At 60.0% G+C, this 12,108-nt stretch carries 10 protein-coding genes; 8 read left to right on the top strand and 2 right to left on the bottom strand.

The window, feature by feature from the left end; all coding sequences use genetic code 11:
* The first annotated feature begins 467 nt into the window (after positions 1-467).
* The 8 genes from rpmH (at position 468) to KTR40_RS18945 (ending at position 6,180) form a co-directional block, all read left to right on the top strand.
* Positions 468-605 (top strand): 50S ribosomal protein L34, encoded by a 138-nt coding sequence (rpmH, locus tag KTR40_RS18980; RefSeq protein ID WP_003800212.1) that lies wholly within the window; start codon positions 468-470, stop codon positions 603-605.
* Positions 606-646: 41 nt separating this feature from the next.
* Positions 647-1,057, top strand: coding sequence for a ribonuclease P protein component (rnpA, locus tag KTR40_RS18975; RefSeq protein ID WP_139027248.1), 411 nt, complete (start codon positions 647-649; stop codon positions 1,055-1,057).
* Positions 1,050-1,445 (top strand): membrane protein insertion efficiency factor YidD, encoded by a 396-nt coding sequence (gene yidD, locus KTR40_RS18970; protein WP_171058865.1) that lies wholly within the window; start codon positions 1,050-1,052, stop codon positions 1,443-1,445. The genes rnpA and yidD overlap by 8 nt, the downstream gene beginning before the upstream one ends.
* 16 nt (positions 1,446-1,461) lie before the next feature.
* Positions 1,462-2,436 (top strand): membrane protein insertase YidC, encoded by a 975-nt coding sequence (yidC, locus tag KTR40_RS18965; protein WP_139027246.1) that lies wholly within the window; start codon positions 1,462-1,464, stop codon positions 2,434-2,436.
* Positions 2,436-3,011, top strand: a complete 576-nt coding sequence (locus KTR40_RS18960; protein WP_139027245.1) for a R3H domain-containing nucleic acid-binding protein — start codon at positions 2,436-2,438, stop codon at positions 3,009-3,011. The genes yidC and KTR40_RS18960 overlap by 1 nt, the downstream gene beginning before the upstream one ends.
* Positions 3,012-3,032: 21 nt before the next feature.
* Positions 3,033-3,683, top strand: a complete 651-nt coding sequence (rsmG, locus tag KTR40_RS18955; protein WP_139027244.1) for a 16S rRNA (guanine(527)-N(7))-methyltransferase RsmG — start codon at positions 3,033-3,035, stop codon at positions 3,681-3,683.
* An 89-nt stretch (positions 3,684-3,772) separates the two neighbouring features.
* On the top strand, positions 3,773-4,840 hold the full coding sequence (locus KTR40_RS18950) for a ParA family protein (protein ID WP_304940888.1): 1,068 nt from the start codon (positions 3,773-3,775) through the stop codon (positions 4,838-4,840).
* A gap of 62 nt (positions 4,841-4,902) precedes the next feature.
* Entirely contained in the window at positions 4,903-6,180 is a 1,278-nt protein-coding gene (locus KTR40_RS18945) for a ParB/RepB/Spo0J family partition protein (RefSeq protein WP_228404810.1), read from the top strand.
* A gap of 4,443 nt (positions 6,181-10,623) precedes the next feature.
* On the opposite strand, the gene trxA is transcribed toward KTR40_RS18945, so the two are convergent.
* Both trxA and trxB read right to left on the bottom strand, forming a co-directional pair.
* Complete coding sequence (gene trxA, locus KTR40_RS18940; protein ID WP_139027242.1) at positions 10,624-10,950, bottom strand: thioredoxin; 327 nt, start codon at positions 10,948-10,950, stop codon at positions 10,624-10,626.
* Between the two features lie 36 nt (positions 10,951-10,986).
* Positions 10,987-11,943, bottom strand: a complete 957-nt coding sequence (gene trxB / locus KTR40_RS18935; protein ID WP_228404808.1) for a thioredoxin-disulfide reductase — start codon at positions 11,941-11,943, stop codon at positions 10,987-10,989.
* Positions 11,944-12,108 lie beyond the last annotated feature (165 nt).

Raw genomic sequence — 12,108 nt, 5'->3', positions numbered from 1 at the left:
CAATCGGTTCCCTCAAAACTTGCTTTGCCTGCATTGCCTGCAGCCGCGAGTCTCGAACCAGGATGGGTTCAGCTTCATCCACAGGGTTATGCACAGCACGTGGATAATCGGCTACTGGGCCACTCTAGGGGATGAAAAGCCTAGAAGATAGCTGGCAAGAAGCTTGTGGATAATTACACCGATGTCGTTTCCAAAACGGCCCTGTGAGCCACTTCATCCACAGGCCGGGAGGGCAGGTTAGGCACAGCTGGGGATAGCCGGCGAGGGGTGCTCCGGTTTGACTCAGGGCCTCGGATTGCCCTAACGTTGTGAAGTCCTTTGTGTCCGCTTTTTGGCCCCATCTGAATCTCTCAGGCGCAGTGCGCTTGAGCAGCCGGGGGAAGCGTGCATATACAAAACTTAGCGTCGGCCAGTTCTTCCCCATACTGATCGGGTGGGCGCACCTTTGATCCACTGGAGTAACTAACGTGAGCAAGCGGACTTTTCAGCCGAATAACCGCCGTCGAGCCAAGAAGCACGGCTTCCGCCTTCGTATGCGTACCCGTGCCGGCCGCGCCATCCTGGCAGCCCGTCGTGGCAAGGGCCGTACCGAGCTGTCGGCGTAAATAACTGACTTGTCGGTAGACATTTCTTTGCGAGTTTAAAGGTGCTGGCCACCCGTAACCGTTTGAGGACTGCGACCGATTTTTCAACAACTGTACGTTCCGGTGTCCGCAATGGACGCCGGAACGTAGTGTTATATACGGCAGCTATCGCTGCCGACGAACCCAGCCGGATCGGGTTCATCGTTTCCAAGAGTGTAGGGAACGCTGTGGTCAGGAACCTCGTTAAGAGGAGACTGAGGGAAGCCGGTGCTGCCTCGCTGCGCGAGTACGGCACCGGGTTCGCCATAGTGGTCCGGGCGCTTCCTGCGTCCGCAACTGCCAGCTGGGACCAGCTGCTGTCGGATTACAATGCCGCATTGGAATCAACGATGACCCGGCTGGCCGGCCGCCCTGCAAGGGCTGCCGCCAACAGTTCGGCCGGTACTACACAGGAGGGGACATTGCGTGCGTAACGCCACCGCCGTCGTCGTTACCTGTCTCCGACGTAGTGCTGCAGCAGTTGCGCTGTTCCTCTGGAACCTGCCCCGCAACATCCTCATTCTTTTGTTGAAGGCCTACCGCAAGGTGATTTCGCCCTTGTACGGGCAGGTCTGCCGCTTCTTTCCTTCGTGCTCGGCCTATGCCCTCGAAGCGATCACGGTGCACGGCGCCGTTAGGGGAAGCTGGCTCGCAGCCCGGCGCCTGGCGCGCTGCCATCCCTGGAACGCCGGCGGTGTGGACCACGTCCCCGCCGGCCACCGCCACTGGCCTGAAAACCAGACCCCCACAATTGTTGTACTGAACAACCCGGACAAGTACCTGGCTGCGCAGTCTGATGGAGAAGGCCGCTCTGCGGCCTGACGAATAGGGATATCGTATGGACTTCTTTGAAACAATCATGTTTCCGTTCAAGTGGCTTGTTTCCATCATCATGGTGGGCTTCCACGAGGGCCTGAGCAGCATCGGCATGCCGGAGGCTTCCGGCTGGACGTGGACCCTGTCCATCATCGGGCTGGTGCTGGTGATCCGTGCCGCCCTGATTCCCGTGTTCGTCAAGCAGATCAAGGCCCAGCGCGGCATGCAGCTGCTGCAGCCTGACTTGAAGAAGCTCCAGGACAAGTACAAGGGCAAGACCGACCAGCTGTCCCGCCAGGCCATGGCGCAGGAACAGATGGCCATGTACAAGAAGCACGGCACCAACCCGTTCTCCGCGTGCCTGCCCATGCTGATCCAGATGCCGTTCTTCTTCGCGCTGTTCACCGTGCTGTCCGGCATCAGCACCGCCCGTGACAAGGGCCTCGGTATCGGGGCCATGAGCCACGACCAGGTAGTCCAGTTTGACGAATCCACCATTTTCGGGGCCACGCTGTCCGCGTCACTCCTGCACGGCGGCGAGGGCAACCTCACTTCAGTGTGGATCCTCTCCATCCTGATGATCCTGGCCATGACGGCCTCGCAGTTCATCACACAGAAGCAGATCATGGCCAAGAACATGTCCGAAGAGGCCATGGCAAGCCCGTTCATGCGGCAGCAGAAAATGATGCTCTACATCCTGCCCATCGTCTTCGGCGTGGGCGGCATCAACTTCCCCATTGGTGTCCTCATCTACTGGACCACCACCAACCTCTGGACCATGGCCCAGCAGTTCTTCGTCATTCGCCGCATGCCGACGCCGGGGTCCCCCGCCGCCAAGGCCCTCGCCGAACGCCGTGCCGCCAAGGGCCTTCCGGCCTTGCCTATCCTGGGCGGTAAGAAGGACGACGCCGCTGCCGAAGCCGCTGCCGCCGCGGCCGTGGCGCAGGCCAAGGGCCAGCGCATCCAGCCACAACGCAAGAACAGGAAGAAGAAGTAATGTCTGCCGAGAGCACCGAACACGCCCTTTCCGAGGACATCATCGACGAGCAGGATGAGTCCGCGAATGGTGAATCCTTGGGGGCTGACGTACCCAAGGGATCCACGGCCAGCCGCCTGGAGGAAGAGGGGGATGTGGCAGCAGACTACTTGGAGGAGCTGCTGGACATTGCCGACATCGATGGCGATATCGACATTGAGGTACGCAACGGACGGACCTACATCTCTATCGTGACCGAGGAAGAGTCCGATGCCCTGGACAGCCTGGTGGGTGAGGACGGTGAAGTCCTCGAGGCCCTTCAGGAGCTCACCAGGCTCTCGGTTCTCTCCGCGACGGAGAACCGGTCGAGGCTGGTCCTGGACATCAATGGCTACCGCCAGGAGCGGACCGGCCACCTGCAGAAGATTGCGGAAGACGCGGCAGCTTCAGTGAAGGAGACCGGCAAGCCTGTGGCCCTGGAACCGATGAGCGCCTATGAGCGCAAGATTGTCCACGACGCCGTCGCTGACCTGGGACTGGTCAGCGAGTCCGAGGGCGAAGGCGCCGGACGCCACATTGTTGTGTCCGCAGACTAGAGAATTGCTGATCCGCTAATCATGGTTGACATCACGGCAGCTGAACTCGTGGCCGCTGAGAAGATTTTCGGCGACCGGCTGGACCTGGCCAAGCGCTATGTGGAACACCTGGCTACCTCCGGAACGGAGCGCGGCCTTATTGGGCCGCGTGAGATTCCGCGGCTGTGGAGCCGGCATGTCCTTAACTGCGCTGTCATTGAAAGCGAAATCCCCGAGGGCAGCCACGTGGCCGACGTCGGAAGTGGTGCGGGCCTGCCGGGCCTGTGCCTCGCCATTGCGCGTCCGGACCTGGAACTGACCTTGATCGAGCCGCTGGAGCGCAGGGTCATCTGGCTCCAGGAAGTGGTTGACGACCTTGGCCTGGACAATGTCACGGTAATGCGGACCCGGGCCGAATTGGCAGTGGGACACGTGGAGGCTGATGTGGTGACGGCGAGGGCAGTATCTGCCCTCAGCAACCTTGCCGGCCTCACGATTCCGCTTCTCGCCGGTAAAGGCGAAGTGGTGGCCATCAAGGGGCGCAGCGCGGGCGAGGAAATCGAAAAGGCCGCCAAGACCATCCGTAAACTGGGTGGCGTTGAAACGTCGGTTCTGACGGTGGGAGAGAGCCTGCTGGAAGAACCCACTACCGTGGTGCGCATCGTTGTAAACAAGTCCCAAAAGAAAGCCTAGTTCAGGCCCGGTGACCAGACTCTGCCGGGTCCAGCGGTTAGGCTAGACAACGGCAGCAAATTTGGCCGAACGAGAGTGAGTGTGCCCCAGTGACCAGTAGCGAAGCCTCCACGCAACGGATACCGCCGTTCGTGACTTTGGGGTCAGCACGTTCCGTCGCTGGTCCAATGGGTGCCCCGGCTAGGGGCGGAATTCACCCCGAAAGGGTTTCGAGCGGCACCAACGCCATGGCCGTTTCACGTGAAACAACCGTTGCCGGTAGAACCAACATCATCGACGCCATCGATGATTCCAGCCCCATTGCCCGGGAACTGGCGCATGAAACCAAACGCCGCGAGCGGTTGGTCGGCAGGCAGCTTCCCCGCCCGGAGAACACCCGGGTCTTTACCGTATCGAACCAGAAGGGTGGAGTGGGAAAGACCACCACCACCGTGAACATCGCCGCAGCCCTTGCCGCGGCTGGCCTGAACGTCCTGGTCATTGACATCGACCCTCAGGGCAACGCGTCCACCGCCCTGGGAATCGAGCACCATGCCGATGTGGACAGCATCTATGATGTCTTGATAAACGATGTCCCCCTTGCCGATGTAGTGGCCCCCTGTCCGGACATTAACAATCTGATCTGCGCACCGGCCACTATCCACCTTGCGGGCGCAGAAATCGAACTCGTCTCGTTGGTAGCCCGTGAGCAGCGGCTGCGCCGGGCAATCGACGTTTACGCGAAGGCGCGCGAGAAGAACGGTGAGCAGCGGCTCGACTACATCTTCATCGATTGCCCGCCCAGCCTTGGACTGCTGACGGTTAATGCCTTCTGTGCTGCCAATGAGGTGCTGATTCCTATCCAGTGCGAGTACTACGCACTTGAAGGATTGAGCCAGCTCCTGAAGAACATCGAGATGATCCAGAAACACCTCAACGCTGACTTGGTAGTTTCCACCATTCTTTTGACGATGTACGACGGACGGACCAATCTTGCCGCCCAGGTTGCAGCCGAGGTCCGCCAGCATTTCCCGGATCAGGTTCTCTCTGCTGTTGTTCCGCGTTCAGTTCGGATTTCAGAAGCGCCGAGCTACCAGCAGACCGTCATGACGTACGACCCTTCCTCCAGTGGAGCCCTGTCTTATCTGGAAGCCGCCGCTGAAATAGCAGAGCGCTAAATCTTCAAACTGCAACGACCGGAGCACGGCATGGCCAGGCTCTACCACTGGAGGGATTACCAATGAGCGAGAAGCGACGTGGCCTGGGCCGCGGTCTTGGCGCGCTGATTCCAAGTTCCGCCGCCGCCAACGGATCGGGCAACGGTTCGGCCGCCTCCCGTCCGGTCGACCTCTTCTTCCCCGAGGGACGAAGGAAGACGGAACAGGCTGAAGACGCCGCGGACAACCAGTCGTCCGGGACGCCGGCCGGCGAGAGTCCTGCCAGTCCCTCCACTAGGCCGTCTTCCTCCGCATCTCCTGCAGGCAAGAGCCCGGCTGGAAAGAGCGCTACCTCCAAGCCGCGCTCGTCCGGCAGCTCAGCTGCGAAACGTGATCCCGGCGAATCCGCTGCCTCGACCGAAACCACTCCTGATCTGCGGGAGGACCCGGCAGCAGCATCTGTTTCAGCGCCGGCATCAGCTGATTCTACCGAGGGCATGGATGAACCCACGTGGAATGACTCTGGTGTGGAGCTGGTAGAGGTTCCCGGCGTTCGCTTCGCTGAAATTCCAGTCTCGGATATCCACCCGAACCGTAAACAGCCGCGATCAGTCTTTGACGAAGACGATATGGCGGAGCTCGTTCACTCCGTTCGCGAAATAGGCGTCCTGCAGCCAATTGTGGTCCGGAAGTCAACCGAATCCGGTGGGGAACCCTTTGAGCTCGTTATGGGTGAGCGCCGCTGGAGGGCTGTCCAGGCTGCTGGCCTCGAAACCATTCCCGCAATCGTCAGGGATACCACCGATGACGATCTGTTGCGGGATGCCCTGCTGGAGAACCTCCACCGGAGTCAGCTGAATCCCCTCGAAGAAGCAGCGGCCTACCAGCAGCTCCTCGAGGACTTTGGAACTACCCACGAACAATTGGCAGACCGCATTGGACGTTCACGTCCCCAGGTATCAAACACCCTGCGGTTGCTCAAGCTACCCCCGCTGGTACAGAGGCGGGTCGCTGCTGGCGTAATATCCGCTGGGCATGCCCGCGCGCTTCTAGCCCTTCCTGACGCCGCCGCAATGGAGCGACTGGCCCAGAAGATTGTGGCGGAGGGTATGTCAGTTCGGGCCACCGAAGAGGCCGTAACAATGTACCAGGATCCCGCCAAACCTGCGAAGAACAATATCCCGCGCCCAGGTGCCCGCCACGAGCGGCTGGATTACCTTGCATCCTCGCTTTCTGACCGGCTGGACACCAACGTTAAGATCTCCCTGGGTGTCCGCAAGGGCAAGGTGAGTATCGAGTTCGCAAGCGTGGAGGATCTAAACCGGATCATGGATGTACTTGCACCCGGTTCGAACAACTAGAGAGCCACCTTTAGCAGCCTGAAGGCCCGATTCACTATGAATCGGGCCTTCGTCTTTCCAGAAGCCTTCATTTCTTGGGTGATGCCTCCCCGTCTTTTAGTAAGGGAAGAACAAAGTCCTCCCTGCCCCGGGTTATTGCCTCCTCGTTGGTTGGAAAGTGCTGAACTGAAGGGCTGACAGCGCGAGATATGTCTGTTCTGGGAGGGTTACCCTCAACTGTCGTTCTGCGTGAAGTCGTGCTCGCCGCGCTTAAAGAATGATGGTCCTTGCCAGCTACGGCAGCCGTGTTCATATGCTTTGGCTGCTGGCGGGGCACGACACGCGCATCGATTGGCTTCTCCCGGGGTGCGTTTCGATAGAGTTTCCGCTCACAAGCTGTGAGTATTCCAAGTAGACGGGCCGGGACGGACACTCTTCTGTTTGTTTCACGTGAAACCGCAACGCCCTGGATCTGTCGTGACTGGCCCTGCACTTCCGCGCCGCGTCCACATACGCAGCGGCCTAGCGCTGACACTGAGATGCTGGTGGCAGAGCAACGCAGCCCCTTGTCCGGTACTCTCTTCACACTGCGTTAACTGTTCCTATTCATACGCTCGATGTCTGTGAGCGTGAACTGTTCCTACGTACGGCATGCGTAACCCGACTGGACAGCAAGGATGTGGATTGTGATCGTATGAGGCCCTGCGGTTTGACCACAACTTTTGGTACAGGGGCGCAGTTCAGTTGTGTTGGCCAGTGAGGATGCAGCCGACGAGTTAGTCGGTTGCCTGTCAGCAGTAAACGAAATCTATTCGAGGTCCTAACAGCGGAATGTCTGCTGTGTTTCACGTGGAACATCCAACCCCTTGGCATCGCCGCCCGGGCGCCTTGGCGTCGAAGACGACACCATCCCGCCTCGTAGGCGCCTTGGGGTCTATGCCGGACCCCGTCGGGGTGCACCTCTTGCCGCCTCTCCATCTGCGCGGTGAGCTGTGCCGCTTGGACGCAGGCCGAGGGCTAACCCGCATCCATTAGTTGCACAGACAGGAATGCGGCGTGCTGTGTGGGACGCTCAAGTGTTCGGGGCACCGCGCTCGTTGCTTCCGATCGCGCTACGCCCTACTCACCCAGGTTCCCTGGCAACTCATCCGCGACGGCACTGGCAGCCAATTCCGAATACGTCCGTGGCGCCGTGCTCGCTCCCGTTTCACGTGAAACAGCCGGCCCAACGTAAAAGCTGGCAAGAAGAACCGGACATCCAGCGCCAGTCCCAGTAGGAAGGATGCCGCTCCAGCGTCAGAGGATGCCCTGGGTGGCGGACTGTCCCAGCCTGGAGGTTCCTGCCCCTAAGGGCGATGCTGACTGTAGCCTGACGGAAGAGCGCCGCGCAGGCCATGTATTCCTCCCGTGGGGCTGGCGTCCTTCGCCAGCCGCGCGAGGACGCTCCTCCCCCAACCGATACGCAGCCGGCAGCACGCCGCCCGCTCGTCGGCTCCGGCGTGACTGTCTGTCCCATGTACCGCAGCAATTAGACCCGACCTGTAAGTTGCCGACCTTGTGTCCGGAGACAACTGATTCACCACGAAGCCCCGTCAGCTGTCGCACCGGGTCTCGGAGCCTCGGCTACAGCAACGCTGCTGAACGCGCCGTCGAACCATACTATTGCGAGACAGCGGGCGGTGACTGAAGCCGGAACTGGATACCCTGGTGCCGTTCACGAAGCCGCGCGGTTGGGCACCATGCAGGAACAACTGCGCACCCTGCCGTCCAATGCAACACCGATGGGGCACAGTCCCGCACCGTGGCGGCCGACTACAACGGGCTCGCCACGGCGCCTGACTCCCGCGCCCAGTTGGTGCATTTACTGGGTGTAGAGGTGCGGCCGATCAGCGAGGTGAACTCGTGTCTTCTCATCCACACCGCTCGTGGAATGTAGTGGATATCACTGTGGATATCAGTGTGGATAACAGTGTGGATAGCTGGGTCGCCCGCCACCTGAGCTCACCGTAGTCTGGCGACCGGCGGCAACCTCAAGAGAGCCTGATGCGCTCGTCTTCCACGGAGACGGGTGCTGTTTCACGTGAAACAGTCCTCAGCGCCGTGTGCAGGAGCGTTAGCGCACCGCGATCTACTTCGTTTGGTTGGCTTTGTTCGTGTTTTGCGGCCTTTTCCGCGAACTGGGCGGGACTTGGGTAGATCTTTGTCCGTCTGGTTTTGCTACCGGAACATTTCCTGCTGGTCGTCCGGTCCCCCGGACCAGCATGCCTCAATCTGCGTGTCGGGTGAGCTGTGGATAAGCTTGTGCATAAGACGGACGAGCCGATGTGGATAACTTGTGGATAGCGTGCGCCCTCAGTCCGATCTTGTGCTAAGCGAGGGACGTTCTGGGACGAAGGAAGACCGGGTGGCGGGTGCACAAACATGGAGGAGGAGGTTCGAGGCAGTGGCATTCGAACGAGCTTCTTTCGGGTGAATGTCGCCTGTTCGGCTCCGTTCACGCACTGCCCTAACCACGAGGTCCACGCGGTCAGGCCTCCCGGCCCAGACCAGGACCACCAGGGCGGCGTTGATCGACTTGGTCTTTCTGGTAAGGGAAAGATATCGCTGGGCCCAGTTGTTACCCCCGCTATGCCGGCACAGCGCCTGGTCTTATCCACGCAACCACCGGGACTGCTGCTGTACATGGTGCCGTTGGTCGACACCATCATGTGCATATGCGCTGGTGGTAGCCCGGCCGATGACACCGGTGAGGCGAAAAGGCGACGGATCCGTGGGATGTGAAATCGATGCAGGGAGCAAGAAATTGTAACTTCTCGTTGCGCCCTCCCCGGTTCTTCGATGCGGTTCCGCGTGACGTGCGCTCTGGAAGCGGGCGGAGTCCGGATCCTGTGTTTCACGTGAAACGCGGAGGCTGAAATCAAGCTGCGAGTAGTCCGCTCCTCGCACCGGGGTTTCGCGGATGCCCTGTTCACTGGTAGCAGCATGAACGTTCGCCCTGCGGCCAAGGCTAAGGCGCTATTAGATTCCACCATCACCCTTACGCGCGTTAATGGTTCGAACCGGTGAGGCGCGCCGTGCGAGGCGCTGATGCTGGATCGCGGGACGCCTCGACAAAGTCCGAAGCCAGTTTGCGCTGCCGGCGTGGTACCGCGGACGGTCCCACAGCACGATCCCCTGTGGCGCCGCTGCGCGGACTGTCACCAGCATCTGACTCAAGGCTACAAAGAGCATGATCGGGCCTTGAGCCGGATTGAGGGAAGTATTGTCGGATGCTGCTGGCGGACATGGGGAACATAGGTGTTGGATATCCGGCTGGCTTGGGCGGGATGGTTGGTCACTCAACACCTCGCTGCGCGCCCTCCGTGGACGGAGTGGGGCTTCATGAACGAGAATCCTCGCCGGCACCGGGGGGATGGCTGGCTCGTCCCAGCTGCGAGGACCAGGAAGCCTGGGCAGTCTATAGGTCGCGGCAGTTGTTTAGCGCGGTTGCCTGACCAGCGGGCAGCACACGCTGTAGGTTTGGCTTACCATTTAGTACCAGTCTGGAACTCGTTGGTGGACCTAGTGAGTTGACCATTCACTGGACGATCCATAGGCACGGCGGACTGGGCGGCGGTCTTCCCCGACTGGTCCTGGGTCGGAGTGCGCCACTCGATGTACCCGGGGCGGTGGACCTTCAGAGCAGATGCACCATTTCCGCAGTGGGAGTCCGCCTACGGCCCGGCGGCACAGGCACGCAGCCCCCAACGGTTGTGAATCTGCCTGTCCTCCTCGGAGACGACCGGGTTCCTTGCTGCGCAGCGCGGCGGTGAGTGCACGGGCTTGTTTCACGTGAAACAAGGCTTCCTCCATGGGCAAGCAAAGAAGAATCTTTCGACGGTCACATTGCGCGGCTCTCGTCTGCGGGTAGTCGCTTTTGGCGTCATCGTTCTTATGTTTGGTCGCGCGGATGCAGATGTCTGCTCAGAATTGCCAGCAGAATTGCCAATGGCTGATTAGGCTAGTGTCCGAATGGCAAGCACAGGTGCAGTCGCTGTATCGCCCGCTTGGTGGGCATGAGCAGATTAATCAAACAGGCAGGCACCACATGCACCGCATCGCCTCCCGATTCTGCATCGACGGGCACTGTGGAAGGAAGCTTCTTCGAGCCCCGGGAGTGGGCAAGCCCCCCATTTCCCTGGCCTTGAAGACGTTATGCAACCGCAGCACCCACGTGCAGGGCGCACGGGGTCACAACTCCGGCCAATTTCTCCTGAGCGCCGATATTACTGCACGGGCAACAAGCCGCCCTGTTTCACGTGAAACAGAGACGTCATTTGAAGTAGGCAGCCTACCTAGGTGCAACTGCCGGCCAACTTGCTCGCGCGAAAGGCTCACAGGGTAACCAAGCAATTCCACGGATAAAGAAGAGTGGCCACCGCCTTCGGGCGGTGGCCACTCGGAAAACTAAGAAAATATCAGAACCTAGGACAGAACGTCCGCGAATTCCTTCTCGAAGAACTGCTTAGGCTTTGCCCCGATAACGGTGCTCTTCACTTCCCCACCCTGGAACAGGTAAACAGCCGGGATGGAGGTGATCCCGTACTCGGCAGCAATGGACGGGTTGTCGTCCACGTTGACCTTGACGACGTCGACCTTTTCGCTGTATTCCACGGAAATTTCGTCCAGGATGGGCCCGAGCTTGCGGCAGGGCCCGCACCACTCTGCCCAGAAATCAACAATAACCGGCTTGTCGGAGGACAGAACGTCCGTGCTGAAGCTTGCGTCTGTTACGTCTTTGGCGTTACTCATAACCCTTGTCTCTCTCTTCGGATGTCGTTGCAGTAATTATGCGGGCAGGTCTGCGAGGTAGTGCTCAACATCGATTGCTGCTACACAGCCCGAGCCGGAAGCCGTAATGGCTTGGCGATAGGTGGGGTCCACAACATCGCCGGCAGCAAACACCCCGGGGATGCTTGTCTTCGAACTGCGGCCTTCTACGGCGATGGTTCCCTCGGGTGTCAGCTCAAGCACGCCCTTGACCAGGTCGGTCCTGGGGTCATTGCCGATGGCCACGAAGACGCCCGTCACCGGGAGGTCGGAGGTGGTCCCGTCGATGAGGTTCTTCAACTTCAGGCCGGTGACTTTGTCCCCGCCCACGACATCCTCCACCGTGCTGTTCCAGATGAAGTTGATCTTTTCGTGGGCCAAGGCGCGGTCGGCCATGATCTTGGATGCCTTCAAGGTGTCACGGCGGTGGACGACTGTCACCGATTTCGCGAACTTGGTGAGGAACAGAGCTTCCTCCATAGCGGAATCGCCGCCGCCGATAACGGCAATGTCCTGATCCTTGAAAAAGAAACCGTCACAGGTTGCACACCAGCTAACGCCGTGGCCGGAGAGGCGCTTTTCGTTAGGCAGTCCAAGCTCCCGGTAAGCGGAACCCGTAGAAAGAATGATTGCCTTCGCCCGGAAGGTCTCCCCCGTGGCAATGGTCACCGTTTTCACAGTGTCCTCGAGCTCAAGCGAAGTGACGTCCTCAAACTGGATCTCGGTGCCAAAGCGGGCGGCCTGCTTCTCGAAGTTCTCCATCAGGTCCGGACCCATGATCCCCTCCGGGAAGCCGGGGTAGTTCTCAACGTCCGTGGTGTTCATCAGCTCACCGCCGGCCGTAACGGAGCCTGCAAGCAAAAGCGGCTTGAGGTTGGCACGGGCGGTGTATACAGCTGCCGTGTAACCAGCCGGGCCAGAGCCCACGATGATGACATCACGTACTTTGGACGCGGTGTTTTCTGCGATGGTCACTGAACGGTGAACCTCTTCCTTATTCGACGCGCCTCCCTGTGGAGGCCGGCCACATGGCACAACTGCTACGTGATGCTGAATATTCCAGCGCCTGGACGTGGTGAAACCCCGGTGGACAGCAGACGGCCATCACCGAAGGCACTCTTCCAAGGTTACAGTCCAACT

The organism is Pseudarthrobacter sp. L1SW, from assembly GCF_020809045.1.
Lineage (GTDB): Bacteria > Actinomycetota > Actinomycetes > Actinomycetales > Micrococcaceae > Arthrobacter.
Note: the sequence above shows the minus strand (reverse complement) of the source record. Positions and strands in the feature narration are given on the sequence as shown.

Coding starts and splice junctions, on each gene's coding strand:
- yidC (WP_139027246.1), top strand. CDS start 1,462: ATGGACTTCTTTGAAACAATCATGTTTCCGTTCAAGTGGCTTGTTTCC.
- trxA (WP_139027242.1), bottom strand. CDS start 10,950: ATGAGTAACGCCAAAGACGTAACAGACGCAAGCTTCAGCACGGACGTT.
- rsmG (WP_139027244.1), top strand. CDS start 3,033: ATGGTTGACATCACGGCAGCTGAACTCGTGGCCGCTGAGAAGATTTTC.
- KTR40_RS18945 (WP_228404810.1), top strand. CDS start 4,903: ATGAGCGAGAAGCGACGTGGCCTGGGCCGCGGTCTTGGCGCGCTGATT.
- KTR40_RS18960 (WP_139027245.1), top strand. CDS start 2,436: ATGTCTGCCGAGAGCACCGAACACGCCCTTTCCGAGGACATCATCGAC.